This window comes from Pedobacter steynii, assembly GCF_900103665.1.
Lineage (GTDB): Bacteria > Bacteroidota > Bacteroidia > Sphingobacteriales > Sphingobacteriaceae > Pedobacter > Pedobacter steynii.
In genome coordinates this window covers 142,257-158,173 of sequence record NZ_FNGY01000009.1, presented here as the reverse complement: position 1 = coordinate 158,173, position 15,917 = coordinate 142,257, and the positions used below count along the sequence as shown (strand labels likewise).

The following is a 15,917-nucleotide window of genomic DNA, read 5'->3' as shown; positions in this document are numbered from 1 at the left end:
AATCCCTGTAAAATGCATTTTTGCAGGGATTTCTTTTACCCTAAAAATTTGAATATCATGAGTGAAGTGACAGAAACCATCCAGGAATTACTAGCTGTTGTAGGCCTTGATGCTGATTATAGAAATGAAAGCCTGATCCTTTTAGAAAAGGGAAATTCAAGATATGTACGCGATTTAAAGCTAAATTTTAGCAGCACTTTTACTTCAGGACACCTGACAGATAAAGAATGTGCCCTGATCGCTTTAAGCATCGCTGTAAACAATAACAATAAAGTCCTTACTGATTTCTTTGAGAAACTGGCTGTAACGAAAGAAGCAACCGCAGAAGAGGTTGCTGAAGCAGTAGGATGTGCCTCACTATTGGCCTTAAACAATGTGTTTTATCGTTTCCGTCATTTTACAGGAAAAGAGAAATATACGCAAATCCCTGCCCGTGTACGCATGCAAATCATGAGCAGTCCTGTAACAGGGAAAGAGTTCTTTGAGTTGATGAGTATTGCTGTTTCAGCGGTTAACGGCTGCGAAATGTGTGTAAATGCACATGAGAAATCTATCCTTGCTCTGGGAGCAACAGAAGAAAGAGTATTTGATGCCGTGCGTATCGCCTCTATCGTTACTTCTGCAGGTAAAGTCATTTACTAATATTCCGCTTTAGGACCTGAATAATGTAGGTCTTACTTAAAAAAGAAGCATTACTATTCAAAGGCTGAAACCTTTTGCGCTGAAGAAGCCCAAAATTTTCTAGGCCTTTTCATAGAACGCTTCTTTTTTTATGAAATGAAGTTCCCTGCAGGATGCTTACCCGGAAGATTTGATACATAATGACCATCTCAAAAAGCAAATCAGCTTCATATCTGGATTGTGCAAACTAACCCGACGGTTTAGATCGCCACCTTGCCTTTATCTAGCACCCCAACCGATGGAGCAGGATTTTTATAAAAAAAGAACTACCCTTTGAAGACATTCGAATATTTGCCCTTCAGCAAAGATTCGGGGATGAAAAGAGTAGTTCCATTTTTTTATAAGTTTAAGCGAGATTCCTACCCGCATTTACGATGCCATAGACCGTTCTGATGGATAGTTTTTCCAGAGATTGTTGTTCTTCTTCTGTAATTTCACTTTGAAGCTGTTCTAATGCATAATGCTGGATGAGCACCAATGGAAGGACGATCTTCTCTCTAACCGAAATAGAGCGCTTCTCAACGGGGTAATTTTCCATTAAGGTCTCATGTCCGGACAGCTTTAATAAGAGTGCCTTAGATAGCTCAAACTCGTCGTAAAGCATTTTCCAGAAAGCACCATATTCTTTGTCATTCGCAAAATGGGCTGTAATAGAGAAATCAGCCTTGCTCATAGACATCATACAGTTGTCGATAATGGTTTTAAAATATCCTGACTCCTGATAAGTCTTAACTACTTTATCCCAGTTTCCTTGGTTTTCCTGATTTTTCAATGCCGTACCTATCCCATAGAAGCCCGGAATGTTCTGTTTTAACTGACTCCATGCAGTCACAAAGCTGATTGCCCTGAGGTCTTCCAGTTTTAACGACCCTCCTGAATTTCTTTTTACCGGTCTGCTACTGATGGTAATTTTTGAAAGCAGCGTTAAAGGGGAGAATTTCTCCAGATAGCTCAGGAATAGAGGATGTTTACGTAAAGACACATAAGATTCGTAGCTGTCGGTAGCCATTTCATCCAATAAGTTTTTATGTAAGGAATCCAATAAAACATTGTGTTTCTCTTTCATTCCCGCAGAGATCCCGGCATTGATTAATTGCTCTATATTGAATTCTGCACTGTCGATGGAACCATACTGAGAGCTGATGGTTTGCCCCTGAATGGTCAGCTGAATGTTCTTATTGGCAATTTCTTTACCCATAGAAGCATAGAAGCGATGAGTTTTACCTCCTCCTCTTGATGGAGGGCCTCCTCTGCCATCAAAAAATGCCAGTTGGATGTTGTGTTTATCTGCAGTAGCGGTAAGGGCTACTTTGGCGTTAAAAATCGACCAGTTGGCCATCAAATAACCACCATCTTTGGTGCTGTCAGAGAAACCCAGCATGATGTGCTGTTTTCCTCCTCTATAGGCCAGGTGCTTTTTATAGAAAGGATGGCTGTATAAGGTTTCCATAATTTCTGCAGCATCGGCAAGATCATGAACTGTTTCAAAAAGAGGCACGAAATCTACCGTTAGATTATCTTCTGTCCAGCCGTTCCATAGAAAAAGCTCCATCAGTTGTAAGATATCGCTTGCCTGCTGACAATTGCTGATAATGAACCTGTGGCAGGCCATTTCTCCGTTGCTTTGCTGGATCTGTTTGATCTCGGCAATGGTTTCCAGGGTATCCTGTGTTAAAGAATCCGGTTGTTCCGTATAATTTACCTTTGCGCTTTTAAAGATCAAAGCTTTGATCTTTTGTTCTTCGCTAAGGGTATCGTAGTTTTCAGGATATAAAGCGCTGATTGGTTTGTTATTCCTGCAATAAGCATGAACATCTCTTAGTACCCTGCTGTCTTGTCTGATGTCCAGAGAGGCGAAATGACTGCCATAAAGCTCTACTTTACGGATCAGGTCTGAAACGAGGTCGGAGAACAGGCCATCATGGTCTTCTACAAGGGTCGTTTTTATTTTATTTAGATTTTCGATTAAGAAATCTGCAATATTTTCGGTTTCAATGTTGGGGTCAAAGGCATTTTTGTACAGGACATCATGAATAAGAGAAATATTGTCTTCTACTCCTCTGAAGGTAATGCGGCGTTTTAGATTTCTGAAATCCCTGTAATAACACCTGAAGAGAATCTGACGGAGCATTTTAGACACTTGAATGGTCGAATCTGTATGCACATTTGGATTTCCGTCGCGATCTCCACCCGGCCAGAAGCCAAGTTCTATGATCTTTTTGGACTCCAGGTTATAGTCATTTAAGCTTTGGTCGATTTCCGATTGAATGTTTGCGGCGGCAAAATAAAACACATTCTCAAGATACCAGGCCAGACTCAATGCTTCATCCACAGGGGTTGGCGATTTTTTATTGAAAAAAGGCGTTTTTCCCAGCTGTTGCAGCAATTGATTGATGGTAGAGATGTCGTTGGTTTTAATCGCCGAGGTCAGGTCGGTAATGATCGACAGCACACTTCCCGGGTAAAACTGGGTCGGGTGAGCAGTTAAGACCAACCGTAAGGAAAACTCGTCGATCAGCTTTTCTATTTTTTCGTTCAGGGCTTTGTTGTCGATCCCCTTCTTCAGATAAACCAGTAAAGCACTGTGTTCTTCATCTGCATTTAGTTTATTGAAGGAGGCATCTTCAACAGCATCAAACAATACGACCTGACGTTCTATATATTGAATGAAGCGGAAAAGTAAGTCTATAATGTCTTTTTTAGAATTATTTTGAGTGTACTTTTCAAAAAATGCATTGATGATTCCTGCTGGCGTTTCGTGGTTCTTGACACCGTCTTCACAATATTTAATGAAGAGTGGAAGTAGGGTTCCGGTATCTTTTACTTTGTAGAAGGGTAGGGTAAGGAAAAGGCTGTTATAAAGTTCAAATCTGGATACAACTTCATTGTTAAAAACAGATTCTCTCTGACCTTTTGCGCGTTGTTTCTGCATCATTTTTTTTAGATCATTTTTTCGCGCTTAAAGTACCAAAAATGATCCAAAAAACTGCGAAAAGACTCAATTAATTAATTTGATATTTTTCGCAGGAATCTGTAACTTAGATTCATAGAGGTTAAACAAATCCTTTTAAAAGTATGTGCGGATTTTAAGGCCCCAGGGGCCATAAATGAAGTAAAATTAATTGTTATTTTTTTGGGTAAAACGGGCGTTAAGATTAATCTTAACGCCCGTTTTGATTAATGTACGTCAGCCGGAATGGCGACATTTTTCTTAAATTTCTGTAAATATAGCAGCGGAATTGAACACAACAGGACCAATCCTGCTACCCAGTAAGCATCACTATAAGTCAATAATAAGCTTTGTTTCGTTACCGTACCTTCGATGGCTTTGGTGGCCAGAACTTTAGCATCCAGGTAATTGTATCCTTTTGCCATGAAATTATGGATAAAGCCATTGAACCTATCCGTAAATGCCGGATTGTATTCATTCACATTAACCAGCAAATTACTGCGGTGAAAGCCCTGACGAACATGGATAAGGGTCGTTAAAGCAGCGATACCGAAGGAACCTCCCAATTGTCTCATCATGTTGTTCAGGCCCGATCCTTGTCCGATCTCTGCACCTTTAAGGTCCTGGATAGCCAGGGTTGTTAATGGTACAAACAGTAAAGCCATACCAACTCCTCTGATCACCAGTGGCAGGAAGAAATCTCCGGTTCCTGATTGTAAGGTCGACTTACTCAGCATAGAACAGAAGACGAAGAAGAGGAACATCCCGATGGTGGCCATAAACTGTGCCGGGACATTTTTCTTCAGCATAATTCCGATAAAAGGCATCATTACAATCGTACACAGACCTCCAGGGAAGAGTAATTCTCCCGTTTGAAGAGCAGAAAAACCTAATAAATTCTGACAAAAGATTGGGAATACGAATACCGATCCGTATAAACCGAAGCCCAGAATGAAGGAGGTGAACATCCCCACAGAAAAACTCCGGTGGCGCATGATCTTAAAATTCACAATGGGATGGTCTGTACTCAGTTCTCTCCAGATAAACAGCAGTACCCCCAGCACTGAAGTCACAGCAAGTGCCGTGATGTATGGTGTGGAGAACCAATCTTCACTTTCTCCTTTTTCCAGTACCGTTTGTAAACTGCCCACTGCTAAGGCCAGCAAAACGATACCCCACCAGTCTACCGGCATTCCTTTTCCATCTTTTGGCGTTTCCCTGACAAAGGCGTAGGTACAGTAGGCTGCGAGAATCCCTATCGGAATATTTACGTAAAAGATCCATGGCCAGGAACTGATTTCCAGAAGATAACCTCCAATCGTTGGACCAACAGTAGGACCAACAACGGCACCGAGTCCAAATAAGGCGGTAGCAATACCCACATCCTCACGCGGCCAGGTTTCGATTAAGATGGCCTGTGCAGTTGAGATTAATCCACCTCCGGCGAGTCCTTGCAGGATTCTGAAGGCGATCAGCTCTTCCAGGTTTGTCGCATTTCCACAGAGAAATGAGGCTATAGTAAACAGAATGATGGAAAAAAGGAAATAATTTTTTCGTCCGAAACGACTGCCCAGCCAGCCCGACATGGGCAGTATAATTACGTTGGCAACCGCATAACCGGTAGATAACCAGGCCACATCCTCCAGGGTTGCGCCTAAGTTACCTTGTATTTGGGGTATAGCAACGTTTACAATGGTGGTATCAATCAGCTCCAATAAGGAGGCTGTGATCACCGTAAACGTGATAACCCATTTTTTTAAACCTTTCTCGGCCATTTTTTTTAGTCTTTTATAGAAACGGAAACCTTAACACTCATTCCCGGACGTAACTTGGCCAGAACATCTTTTGGTGCATTGGTGATCTTAATTTTTACCGGAACGCGTTGAACTACTTTCACAAAGTTACCTGTAGCATTATCGGGAGGAAGAAGAGATCCTTTTGCGCCTGTAATCGGAGCGAAATTGTAGACTTCACCCTGAACATCTGCTTTTGGATAGGCATCTATCTCTATTTTAACTTTTAATCCCGGATTGATATCTTCTAGCTGAGTTTCTTTAAAATTGGCCGTGACATAAATACTGTTGTCGTTAACAATAGAAAACAACGACTGACCAGCCTGAACAAGCTGGCCTTTTTGAACATTCTTTTTAGACACAATTCCTGTTGAAGGCGCTTTGATGTCCGTATAAGACAATTGCAATTTGGCAAAATCTACATCCGACTGGCGTTGAGTAACCCCATTATGGCTTACTGCCAATTGAGATTGAGTTGTTCCAACTTGTTTCACTGCGGCTGTGTATTGATCATTTGCGGCAGCGAAAGCAGCCTCAGCAGATTCTTTTTGCGCTTTTGCCTGATCGAATTGTTGTTGTGTAATCGATCCGTCTTTTACCAGGTTGGCATAACGCACATAGTCCTTTTGGGCCAGTGAGAGTTTTACTCTTGCTGCCTCGATGTTGGCTTTAGCGGTACTGGTATTTGCTGCAGTAGCGGCAATTTGTGATTGTGAAACCCCAACACCGGCACTTGCACCCAATTGCCCTGCCTGAGCTTGTTCTAATTTTACTTTATAATCGCTGTCGTCCAGCTTAACAAGTACGTCTCCTGCATTTACAAGGGTGTTTTCTTCAAAATTGATGTCCTTAACATATCCACCAACACGTGCTACCACAGGGCTGATGTCTCCGTCAATCTGCGCATCATCAGTGTCTACGTGTTTGCTGTAATAGATGTATTCTTTGATGCCAAATACTGCCCCGATTACGATTAATACCGCTAATATGATGGGGATTACTATATTCTTTTTTTTCTTTTCAGTTGTCATTGGAGTTTGTCTTAAGGTTTTTATTGGGAAATTTTTCCTGTGGATTTTAATAGGGTATAATAGGCAAGTCCGGCATCCGCTTTTGCAAGCTCAAGATTGATCTTTGCCTGGTATAACAGGGTCTCTGCATCGATCCTGTCGATTGCCGAAGCCACGTTGTTTTTGTATTTGGAAGCCAGTAATTTGTCGTTCTCCGTTGCCTGTGCAATAGAGGTTTCGAGGACCTTAATCTTATTGATTGCCAGCTGATAATTTTGATAATTTCTGTTGATCTCTGTCTTTACCTGATCGGAAAAGATATCTTTTTGAATTTCAACATCTTTTTGTTGAATCCTTGCATCAGTAATCTTATGTTTATTGGTCCACAGTGTACCGATATTCCAGGAAACATTTGCCGAAAGCGTCATTGGAACAATAAACTGACTGCTTGGCGGGATAAATTTTCCGCTCGGGTTGATGTAATATAAATCAGCTCCCAGACCTACGGTAGGTAAAGTATTCGCTTTTACCGATTTGATGTTTACATCTGCAACTTTATTTCTGATGTCAAACTGTTTCATCTCCTGACGATTGGCGAATGCAATGTCCATATAGCTGGTCAGTGTGCCCACCGTTTTAAGGTTGTCAGCAGGATCTGCAGGAAGGACCTCAGTATCTTCATTAATGCCTAAGAGAATATCCAGGTTGTAATTGAGGATCTTTCTGTTGTTTTCAATCTCCATTTCCGTTAAGGAAACGTTAGCCTGCTGTAGCTGGAACCTCAATACATCATTTTTTGTCACGATGCCCTGGCTGAAAAACCTTTCTGCCTGTTTCAACTGACTGGCAATAGATTCCAGGTTTTGTGCAACCACCTTTTTGCTTTGAAGAACCTTAAACAAGGAATAATAAGTATTGATCACCGCGTAGCTGATCTCTTCTTTGTCCTTATCTGCATCCAGACGCGCAACTTCAGTAAGCAATCGGGTAGATTCCTCCGCATACCTTAATTTTCCGCCACCATAGATCAATTCTTTAACGCCAAGGGTTCCTATAAATGCATCTGCACGGTTTGGGAGATGTATTGGATCTGCGCCTCCGATACTTAGCTGGTTGGTCGGAATCTCAGCATGGTTGTAAAGAAACGAAGCTTCTGCCGTTGGGAGCGCATTGTCTTTAGCCATATTTAACTTGGCAACAGATTCGTCGATCTTATTTTGCGAACGCTTCAGGTTCTTGCTGTTCTCAACGCCAAGCTGTATGGCTTCGGCCAAGCTCAGGTTTTTTGTGCTTTGAGCGTATAGCATTCCCGGCAGGAGCAATGCTATGGCACTTAATTTAATTCTACTTATCATTTTTGGGGTGTTAAATACATCGTAAGAAGGTCGTTCAAATGGGCGATCAGACGAATCGTGATGAGATCTCTGTCTTCCGGATTATTGATGTCCAGACTGGTTCCATAAGTGATCTTTGATGGGGAAATGGCGACATGGCTGATCGTTCCCATCAGGGTGGCAATCAGCATTCGTACATCTACAGGTCTGAAACTGCCATCCTCAATACCATCATTGATAATTTGTTCAATAACCACAAGGTTATTAGCCATCGTATTTTTGACTTTTAAAAACATTTCAGGGCGTTGAGAAAGGGACAGTTCCCGGTGCATCATTTTATGAAGGCCATGGTTGCATAGGATACGTTTGGCATAACCCTCAATCACTTTCAATAATTTCTCCATTCCCGAGAGCTTATCCTGACTAATACTGGTAAGTTGGTTGGTAAAATCAATGATTCTTTGTGACATGATTTCCATAAAAACGCCTTCTTTCGACCCAAAGTAATAATTGATCATTGACATGTTTGCCCCTGATTCCTTTGCGATCTGACGGGTAGAAGTCCCTTCGTAACCCAGTTCCGTAAACAGCCTTTCAGCCGCTTCCAGAATATTTGCCTTTTTATCTATTTTTTCCATTCTTAAATTTGACGCGATAAAATTAATCAATCGATTGATTAGTTGTGCTTGTTCCCTGAAATATTCTTAAATTATTTACCAAATGCTGACAGATTATGTATTTTTAAATCAATTAAATTAAAAACAATCTTCATGAAAAATCAGGTGTTATTATGGTTCTTTTGCTGTTTTATTACACTTATTCTGCTTTCATCTCATAAAATTGAGGTGCTGCAGGAAAATGAAACATGGATCAGAATAAATCTTATAGGGTATCAGCAGGAATCGAAAAAGGTAGCGGTATGGGTTAGTAAAACAGCAGCAGTTCCTGAAGGTTTTCAAATTATAGACAAAGAGCGTAAGGAAATAGTTTATACTTCCAATAAGCTGAAATGCTTTGGGGGCTACGGACCGTTTAAGAATTCCTGTCGCCTGGATTTCAGCGAATTTAAAAAGGCGGGTCATTACCTCATTCGCATAGGCGATGTTTATTCTCCGGAAGTGATCATTAACGAACAAGTTTATCGCCATACTGCTGATTTTGCCTTACGATACCTGCGTCAGCAAAGAAGTGGTTTTAACCCTTACCTGAAAGACAGTTGTCATACGACTGATGGTTATACGATGTATGGACCTATGCCAGACAGTACCCATATAGATGCAAGTGGGGGCTGGCATGATGCCTCAGACTATTTGCAGTACGCCAGCACTTCCGCGAATGCGACCTATCACCTGCTGGCAGCATACCGTGATTTTCCTGCCGTTTTCGAAGACGGGCATCAGGCGAATGGTTTGGATGGAAGAAACGGACAGGCTGATGTATTGGATGAAGCAAAATGGGGTCTGGACTGGTTACTTAAAATGCACCCTAAAAAAGATTGGTTGTTTCATCAAATTGCGGACGACAGGGACCACAAGGGACTGCGTTTACCAAATAAAGACGAAGTCTCTTATGGGAAGGGAAACGAAAGACCGGTCTATTTTGCAACAGGAGCACCCCAGGGACTGGGGAAATTTAAAAACCGATCTAACGGACTGGCCTCTGTTGCAGGGAAATTCAGTAGCGCATTTGCGCTGGGAAGCAAACTTTTTCATCAGAAAGATCGGCAATATGCGAAGTTGCTACTCGATAAATCGAGATCTGCCTACCTTTTAGGTGTAAAAAAGCCAGGAGTACAGCAGACGGCGCCAAACAGAGCGCCCTATTTTTACGAAGAAGACAATTGGGCGGATGATATGGAACTTGCCGCAGCCAGCCTTTATCAGCAGACGGCAGAACAACAATACGGCAGGCAGGCGATTGAATATTCCGAAAAAGAAAAAGTAAGTCCCTGGATGGGTGCAGATACCGCAAGGCATTACCAATGGTATCCCTTTCATAATTTTGGACATTATGAAACGATAAAGGGAAGTCCGGCACAAAAAAATGTACTGAGCGGGTATTATAAAGAAGGATTGGAGCGGGTCTGGAACAAAGCGAAGAATAATGCTTTTTATAGAGGAATTCCCTTTATCTGGTGTTCAAACAACCTGACCACCGCCTTTGCTATACAGAGTTATTTATATTTTAACCTGACTGGAGATGAAACTTATGAGGAACTTGCCCAGGCAAATTTTGATTGGTTGTTTGGCTGTAACCCATGGGGGACATCCATGGTGTATGGCCTGCCAGGCTGGGGAGATACCCCGGCAGACCCGCATTCCGCCCTCAGCCATCTAAAGGGATATCCCCTTGACGGTGGATTGGTTGACGGACCTGTCTATGGAAGCATCTATAGAAACCTGATCGGAATTAAGCTGTACCAACCGGATGAATATGCCGGATTTCAGTCGGATCTGGTCGTTTATCATGATGATTTTGGCGATTACAGCACCAATGAACCGACAATGGACGGTACGGCTTCACTGGTTTATCTGTTGGCTGCCTACGACCAGCGGACACAGCCTCCCCATCCTCAATTTGAAAGAGATCAAGGTGCCATCATTAGAGGGGATCGCGCAAAAAAACAATTGGCACTGGTGTTTACAGGACATGAATTTGCAGATGGTCTGGAACAAATCACTACCGTTTTAGAAAAAAACAAAGTAAAAGGGTCCTTCTTTTTTACCGGAATTTTCTATAACAACCCCAGGTTTAGCCAAGGGATTAAACGCCTGCGGCAACGACAGCATTACCTTGGGCCTCATTCCAATGAACATTTATTGTATTGCGACTGGAAAGATCGAAACCATCTGTTAATCGATCAGGCAACATTTGAAGAGGACCTGAAGGATAATTATGCCGCGATGGACAAATTCGGCATTTCTAAGGCTCAGGCCAAATTCTTTTTACCACCATACGAGTGGCACAACCAGGCCATAAGCAACTGGACAAAGGAAATGGGGCTGACATTGATCAATTATACTCCGGGAACTCGAAGCAATGCCGATTATACCTGGCCGGAAATGGGGCTGCGTTATCTGGGGAGCGAAGAAATTTATCAGTCTATCCTTGATCGTGAGCAGAAGTCTTCCTTAAACGGTTTTATCTTACTGACCCACGTAGGGACAGATGTAAAAAGAACAGATAAGTTTTATCACCGCCTGGAGCAATTGATCCGATATCTAAAGGCAAAAGGGTACCAGCTCGTCACTGTTCCTGATTTGTTAAGGTAGAGGTACTTCCTATTTTGAAATAAATCAATATCTTTGAGGCCTAAGTATTAAAAAGATGACTAAACAAGAAGATAACAACAGTTTTGATTGGGTTTATTACGTTTTAGGCCTGGTTTTCGGCATTTTGACTGCAGCAATAATATCAGGTGGCTTTCTATGGTCTGTTTTAGGAGGTATTATCGGATTTATTTTCGGTGCTATTTTCTTGAATGCGATCGTTAAAGGTCGCGAGTACTAGTTCCTGGTTATCGTATAAATCTTTTTCAATGAAACCGTCATAAGCAGACTGTTTACAAACAGAAATACATTGCTTGTGATAGCTTCATAACCGATAAACCGAGTTTACGAGCTCTTGAGAACCATTGAAAATCCATAAAACGATCGAAAAAAATCAAATTATATACTGATGAGAAAATTAAGCCTTATCGCTGCTTTTGTATTGTTTTCTGCCTTTGCTCAGGCACAGGATATGAAACTTCCTGCACTAGATTCAAGTCCGGCCGACATCGTTTACTATCCCTTAAATGCGACAAAAGTAAAAGATGACTCCAGTCCTTCGATTAAGGTCGTTTATTCCAGACCCAGCAGAAAAGGGCGTGAAATTTTTGGCGTACTGGAGCAATATGGAAAGGTTTGGCGCTTAGGAGCTAATGAATGCACTGAAATCAGATTCTTCAAAAATGTACTGATTGGAGGCAAGAAGATCAAGGCAGGAACTTATAGTTTATATGCCATTCCGGAAAAAGACAAATGGGTAATCATTGTAAATAAACAAACCGATCGTTGGGGCGCTTATACCTATAATGACGCAAAAGACGTAGTGAGGGTTGAGGTTCCGGTGAAAGCTTTACCACAACCGGTAGAAACATTATCTATGACTTTTACGCCTCAGCCTGAAGGCGCTAATCTGGTGATAGCCTGGGATAAAACGATAGTTGAGCTCCCTGTAACTGTTAAATAGAAACGAATAAAATATAAAAAGAGGCCCGGTAATTTTCTACCGGGCCTCTTTCATTTGAAGGTTTTTCAGCTTATGCTCTTCTGCGCCTAAGGTAACTGTCAACGAATGCCAAAGCCAGTAAAAGGTCTACAAAGAGGAATATTTTTATAGAGGTAGGAGTTACATATTTTCCGAAGTCAATATGCTCCATCTGGAAGCCCATATTGAATTTTATATCTGTGAAATCGAAAGTGCTATTGCTCAGTATGTAGCCTAGTATAGCCAATATGAAGCAGATGAAAAATGCGGCAATGCTATAAATAATCCGTGTATCCACCTTTGTTTTCATCGATACGGGCGCAATCTCCAGCTTTACCTGTTCCATCACATTTCGGCTGAAAGACATAGAAGGCTCTTCGAGCTCCAATTCGTTCATTTGACCGTTAATTGCAAGAAGCTCCTCGTATAAGGAACCATAAGCAGGATCACTGGCTATTTTAGCCTGTACGGACAGGGCCTGTTCAGGGCTGCTGTTTCCGTCTATATAATCCCAGATTTCTTCTTCCATCGTTATCATAATAACTCCTTTACTTCATCTTTTAACAAATATTGTAATTTCTCTTTTAACCTGATCCTGGCCCTGTGTAATTTTACTTTCACTGTATTACTTTCCATCTTTAATGCTTTGCCGATTTCTTCCAGACTTTGTTCCCCCTGATAAAACAGGGTAATGATACTGGCATCATCGGCAGATAATAAGGCTATTGCCTGATTTAGATATACATATCCTGATTTTTTTTCAACGATGTCTGCATTGAAATCAGAAATGTGATTTTCCAGTTGAATGATACTGTCGGCTTCATCAATAGATTGAACATCCACCCGCTTTTTACGCAAAAAGCTCATGGAGGTGGTATAGGTAATGGTATACAGCCAGGTAGAAAATTTGGCAGTTTGTTTATAGGTTCCAAGAGCGCGATAAGCTTTAATGAAACAATCCTGTGCAATCTCTTCCGCATCTTCTCTGTTTTTGGAGAAACGCATCGCCAATGTAAATACAAAGCGCTGATGACGTTTTACCAGTTCGGAGTACACCGAGGTATTGCCTGACAGGACTTCAGTAATTAAATCGATATCCGATTGCTTGTGCTGCATATATTTTTTTAAGACGCGCGTCTTTTTTTAGAGAGGTTAGTAGGTTAGGAGAAAGGTAATTAGTTGAGGTCTTTTTGTTTATCCAACCAGTTTTTCTCTACTACATAGGAAAGGATCAACCCTAACCCTCCGCAGATACTCAGGAAGCCGAAATAAACCGCTACTCCTTCTTCTTCATCTAAACCTGTTGCCCTTACGGTGAAGAGTGCAATCAGCAAACCTAATCCCAACCCTACAAGTAGCAATCCGAACTTTAAGCTGACGAAAGGTTTTGGTGCACTTATCCTGGCAGCGTTTGGCTCTAAACCACGTTCAATCATCGCCATCTTTTCTTTGTTGGACATGTACCTGAGGCCGAACACTAATGCAGTAGTACATACAAACATTGTTACCGGTACGATTACTTCTGGTCCCATTTTATTTTCAATTTAATTGTTAATGATCTGTTTATTTGAACTGATGTTCTGTAAGCTATGACCACATGAAAATCAATCAGGTTACAGCCTTCCTGAAAAAAAACACAAAAGATATGAATCGGAGATTAAAAATAGGGATAATCAAGCAGTTAAGAGGCTTTTATGGCCAAAATATAAAAAAGGTAGATGGAGAAAAAAATAACCGTAAAAAAGAAAAAGCCGGAAAATTTCCGGCCTTATCCCTGAGGTTTTGGAATTACAGCAACCGTTAAACGGCTAATGCAATTCATTTTTCCCTTGTCATTATAGATCTTAATTTCCCAAACATGGGTCTTTGCCCCGATATGCAGGGGTTTACAAATTCCGGTAACCAGGCCGCTTTTGACAGGCCTCAAATGGTTGGCGTTAATCTCCAGGCCTACAGCCATGTATTTTTCAGGATCGACACACATATAAGATGCGATGCTTCCCAGCGTTTCTGCGAGGACTACAGAGGCCCCTCCATGAAGAATCCCTGCCGGTTGGTGGGTCCGTTCGTCCACGGGCATGGTAGCCGTTAAAAAATCTTCACCAACTTCTGTAAATTGAATGTCCAGTAAACCGCCAAGATGGTTTTTTGGCCGGTTGTTTAGTTGCGCCGCGGTAAATGTTGAAAACCACATTATAGATACCTTTCTTTAAGAATCAGGGTATGGTGCATCAGGTGACCTGCAATTACAAATAATAAAGCCCTTACCGAAATCTGACGCTCTGAGGCCGTTCCGCTGCGGTCCAGTTCATGCTCATTTAGCGACTTAAAAAGATACATGTTCGATTTCCTAAGCAAGGAAAACTCTTCCGAGAAACTCAGCAGGCTGCGGTCAGAAAAATGTGCATTGGCTACATAATCATCTTCCTCAAAACCAGGTAAAGCATGCTGTTCACTTCGGGCGAAACAAGTTAAGCGGTAAACCAGAATCCGCTCTGTATCAATAATATGTCCTGCCATTTCTTTGACAGTCCATTTACCAGGAGCATAAGCGTAGTCTGCTTTTTCGACGAGGTCATTGAGGAAGTCAGGGAATTCTGTGGCCTGCTTTTCCAATATTCCAAGGATATCATCTCCTGAAATTTTACTAATGTAAGTTTCCGCCCATGCGGGATACTCATGTGTTTGAGGTCGGTTCATAAGTAATGCTGCTTTTTAAGATGATTCGGAAAGTTGTCCCTTTTTCCATCTCGGAATCTTTGACAAAAATCTGTCCGTTATGATAGTTTTCGATAATCCTTTTGGTAAGCGAGAGTCCTAAACCCCAGCCGCGCTTTCTTGTGGTGTATCCAGGCTGGAATACGGCATCGAACTTTGATCGGGCAATACCTCTTCCGGTGTCTGTCACATCAATAAAAACCTCTTCTTTGGTTAGGTTTTCAATGATATTGATGATGATCGACCCTTCATTCTCAATTGCATTTGCTGCATTTTTCAAAAGATTTTCTATTACCCAGTCGAAAAGCGGAACATTTAGCAAGGCCCGTACCTGCTCATCTCCGGTGATGGTAAAAATAATCTTATCCGAGGTGCGTAGTTTAAAGTATTCTACAAAATTATAGATGACGGTGTACACCACATGATCCTCTACCATGGGTTTAGAGCCAATTTTAGAAAAGCGGTCTGTGATGACCTCCAGTCGTTTGATGTCGTTCTCCATTTCGGCAATCAGGGGGTCATCTTCTGCATTAAAGCGTGATTTCATTAATTCCACCCAGGCCATGAGCGAAGAAATTGGCGTGCCCAGCTGATGGGCAGTTTCTTTGGCCATCCCGACCCATACCTGGTCCTGTTCGGCTTTTCTTGCCGAGCTGAAAGCCACATAAGCAGTGAGTAAGAACAACCCGATCACGCCTAATTGTATATAGGGAAAATAGCGAAGCTGAGTTAAGGTCGGCGAATCTTTATAATAAATATACCACCTGCTGCCGTCAAGACCAATAATTGGTGTAGGAGGATGTTGCTCCTTCATAATCTTCAGCTCTCTGACAAAATATGCGGGATCATAGGTTAGGCCATCCTTTTTTTGAAGGCCATAATTGGTTTTCGTAGAATCCAGACCCTGATAGGTCAGAATATTTCCTTCGGCACCAATAATCATGATCGGGAGTTTAGTATTGGTTCGGATCAGGTCGATGAGGTCTGTTGTATTCTCATCATCGTACATGGCCATTGTTTTCTCCGTTACCTTTACATATAACTGGAATTGCATCCGCTCTTCCCGTTCCATCTTTTTTACGAAAAAGTCGCTATACAAAACAGATGCCGTGCCAATTACGATGGCAAAGAACAATAAGAAGAATTTCCAGCGGCGTTTTTTTTCGTATGGATTCATAAG

General features: G+C 41.7%; 15 protein-coding genes. 4 read left to right on the top strand and 11 right to left on the bottom strand.

All coding sequences use genetic code 11. The annotated features are described in order from the left end of the window. Window positions 1–57: 57 nt before the first annotated feature. Window positions 58–642 carry a carboxymuconolactone decarboxylase family protein gene (locus BLQ87_RS23565; protein ID WP_074611535.1) on the top strand — a complete coding sequence of 195 codons (585 nt, stop codon included), beginning with the start codon at window positions 58–60 and terminating at the stop codon, window positions 640–642. Window positions 643–1,027: 385 nt separating this feature from the next. On the opposite strand, the gene BLQ87_RS23560 is transcribed toward BLQ87_RS23565, so the two are convergent. The 5 genes from BLQ87_RS23560 to BLQ87_RS23540 form a co-directional block, all read right to left on the bottom strand. Beyond that, window positions 1,028–3,616, bottom strand: coding sequence for a phosphoenolpyruvate carboxylase (locus BLQ87_RS23560; protein ID WP_074611385.1), 2,589 nt, complete (start codon window positions 3,614–3,616; stop codon window positions 1,028–1,030). Window positions 3,617–3,858: 242 nt separating this feature from the next. Further along, on the bottom strand, window positions 3,859–5,406 hold the full coding sequence (locus BLQ87_RS23555; protein ID WP_074611384.1) for a DHA2 family efflux MFS transporter permease subunit: 1,548 nt from the start codon (window positions 5,404–5,406) through the stop codon (window positions 3,859–3,861). A gap of 5 nt (window positions 5,407–5,411) precedes the next feature. Next, a complete protein-coding gene (locus BLQ87_RS23550; RefSeq protein WP_074611383.1) occupies window positions 5,412–6,455 on the bottom strand; it encodes an HlyD family secretion protein in 1,044 nt (347 codons plus the stop codon). A gap of 20 nt (window positions 6,456–6,475) precedes the next feature. Then, entirely contained in the window at window positions 6,476–7,789 is a 1,314-nt protein-coding gene (locus BLQ87_RS23545; RefSeq protein ID WP_074611382.1) for a TolC family protein, read from the bottom strand. Continuing rightward, on the bottom strand, window positions 7,786–8,406 hold the full coding sequence (locus BLQ87_RS23540) for a TetR/AcrR family transcriptional regulator (protein WP_074611381.1): 621 nt from the start codon (window positions 8,404–8,406) through the stop codon (window positions 7,786–7,788). The genes BLQ87_RS23545 and BLQ87_RS23540 overlap by 4 nt, the downstream gene beginning before the upstream one ends. Before the next feature lie 132 nt (window positions 8,407–8,538). On the opposite strand from BLQ87_RS23540, the gene BLQ87_RS23535 reads away from it, so the two are divergent. The 3 genes from BLQ87_RS23535 (at window position 8,539) to BLQ87_RS23525 (ending at window position 12,001) form a co-directional block, all read left to right on the top strand. Then, the gene (locus BLQ87_RS23535) at window positions 8,539–11,040 is read left to right on the top strand and encodes a bifunctional glycoside hydrolase family 9 protein/polysaccharide deacetylase (RefSeq protein ID WP_074611380.1); all 2,502 of its coding nucleotides are present in this window, start codon (window positions 8,539–8,541) and stop codon (window positions 11,038–11,040) included. A 55-nt stretch (window positions 11,041–11,095) separates the two neighbouring features. Continuing rightward, on the top strand, window positions 11,096–11,278 hold the full coding sequence (locus tag BLQ87_RS23530; RefSeq protein ID WP_074611379.1) for a hypothetical protein: 183 nt from the start codon (window positions 11,096–11,098) through the stop codon (window positions 11,276–11,278). Between the two features lie 168 nt (window positions 11,279–11,446). Further along, window positions 11,447–12,001, top strand: a complete 555-nt coding sequence (locus tag BLQ87_RS23525) for a DUF2911 domain-containing protein (RefSeq protein ID WP_074611378.1) — start codon at window positions 11,447–11,449, stop codon at window positions 11,999–12,001. A gap of 70 nt (window positions 12,002–12,071) precedes the next feature. On the opposite strand, the gene BLQ87_RS23520 is transcribed toward BLQ87_RS23525, so the two are convergent. The 6 genes from BLQ87_RS23520 to BLQ87_RS23490 all read right to left on the bottom strand — a co-directional run bounded on the left by BLQ87_RS23520 (window position 12,072) and on the right by BLQ87_RS23490 (window position 15,914). Continuing rightward, the gene (locus BLQ87_RS23520) at window positions 12,072–12,548 is read right to left on the bottom strand and encodes an anti-sigma factor family protein (RefSeq protein ID WP_172664949.1); all 477 of its coding nucleotides are present in this window, start codon (window positions 12,546–12,548) and stop codon (window positions 12,072–12,074) included. A 5-nt stretch (window positions 12,549–12,553) separates the two neighbouring features. Next, window positions 12,554–13,135: an RNA polymerase sigma factor gene (locus BLQ87_RS23515; RefSeq protein ID WP_074611376.1), complete on the bottom strand. Its 582-nt coding sequence runs from the start codon at window positions 13,133–13,135 to the stop codon at window positions 12,554–12,556. A gap of 59 nt (window positions 13,136–13,194) precedes the next feature. Continuing rightward, window positions 13,195–13,551 carry a DUF6249 domain-containing protein gene (locus BLQ87_RS23510; protein WP_245723916.1) on the bottom strand — a complete coding sequence of 119 codons (357 nt, stop codon included), beginning with the start codon at window positions 13,549–13,551 and terminating at the stop codon, window positions 13,195–13,197. 236 nt (window positions 13,552–13,787) lie between these two features. Continuing rightward, window positions 13,788–14,213, bottom strand: coding sequence for a hotdog fold thioesterase (locus BLQ87_RS23500; RefSeq protein ID WP_074611373.1), 426 nt, complete (start codon window positions 14,211–14,213; stop codon window positions 13,788–13,790). Continuing rightward, a complete protein-coding gene (locus BLQ87_RS23495) occupies window positions 14,213–14,719 on the bottom strand; it encodes a DinB family protein (protein ID WP_074611372.1) in 507 nt (168 codons plus the stop codon). The genes BLQ87_RS23500 and BLQ87_RS23495 overlap by 1 nt, the downstream gene beginning before the upstream one ends. Continuing rightward, window positions 14,697–15,914 (bottom strand): sensor histidine kinase, encoded by a 1,218-nt coding sequence (locus BLQ87_RS23490; protein ID WP_074611371.1) that lies wholly within the window; start codon window positions 15,912–15,914, stop codon window positions 14,697–14,699. The genes BLQ87_RS23495 and BLQ87_RS23490 overlap by 23 nt, the downstream gene beginning before the upstream one ends. Window positions 15,915–15,917: the final 3 nt, after the last annotated feature.

Bases quoted from the DNA above. Each gene is read 5' to 3' on its own strand.
- BLQ87_RS23565 (WP_074611535.1), top strand. From the start codon at position 58: ATGAGTGAAGTGACAGAAACCATCCAGGAATTACTAGCTGTTGTAGGC.
- BLQ87_RS23560 (WP_074611385.1), bottom strand. From the start codon at position 3,616: ATGATGCAGAAACAACGCGCAAAAGGTCAGAGAGAATCTGTTTTTAAC.
- BLQ87_RS23555 (WP_074611384.1), bottom strand. From the start codon at position 5,406: ATGGCCGAGAAAGGTTTAAAAAAATGGGTTATCACGTTTACGGTGATC.
- BLQ87_RS23550 (WP_074611383.1), bottom strand. From the start codon at position 6,455: ATGACAACTGAAAAGAAAAAAAAGAATATAGTAATCCCCATCATATTA.
- BLQ87_RS23545 (WP_074611382.1), bottom strand. From the start codon at position 7,789: ATGATAAGTAGAATTAAATTAAGTGCCATAGCATTGCTCCTGCCGGGA.
- BLQ87_RS23540 (WP_074611381.1), bottom strand. From the start codon at position 8,406: ATGGAAAAAATAGATAAAAAGGCAAATATTCTGGAAGCGGCTGAAAGG.
- BLQ87_RS23535 (WP_074611380.1), top strand. From the start codon at position 8,539: ATGAAAAATCAGGTGTTATTATGGTTCTTTTGCTGTTTTATTACACTT.
- BLQ87_RS23530 (WP_074611379.1), top strand. From the start codon at position 11,096: ATGACTAAACAAGAAGATAACAACAGTTTTGATTGGGTTTATTACGTT.
- BLQ87_RS23525 (WP_074611378.1), top strand. From the start codon at position 11,447: ATGAGAAAATTAAGCCTTATCGCTGCTTTTGTATTGTTTTCTGCCTTT.
- BLQ87_RS23520 (WP_172664949.1), bottom strand. From the start codon at position 12,548: ATGGAAGAAGAAATCTGGGATTATATAGACGGAAACAGCAGCCCTGAA.
- BLQ87_RS23515 (WP_074611376.1), bottom strand. From the start codon at position 13,135: ATGCAGCACAAGCAATCGGATATCGATTTAATTACTGAAGTCCTGTCA.
- BLQ87_RS23510 (WP_245723916.1), bottom strand. From the start codon at position 13,551: ATGGGACCAGAAGTAATCGTACCGGTAACAATGTTTGTATGTACTACT.
- BLQ87_RS23500 (WP_074611373.1), bottom strand. From the start codon at position 14,213: ATGTGGTTTTCAACATTTACCGCGGCGCAACTAAACAACCGGCCAAAA.
- BLQ87_RS23495 (WP_074611372.1), bottom strand. From the start codon at position 14,719: ATGAACCGACCTCAAACACATGAGTATCCCGCATGGGCGGAAACTTAC.
- BLQ87_RS23490 (WP_074611371.1), bottom strand. From the start codon at position 15,914: ATGAATCCATACGAAAAAAAACGCCGCTGGAAATTCTTCTTATTGTTC.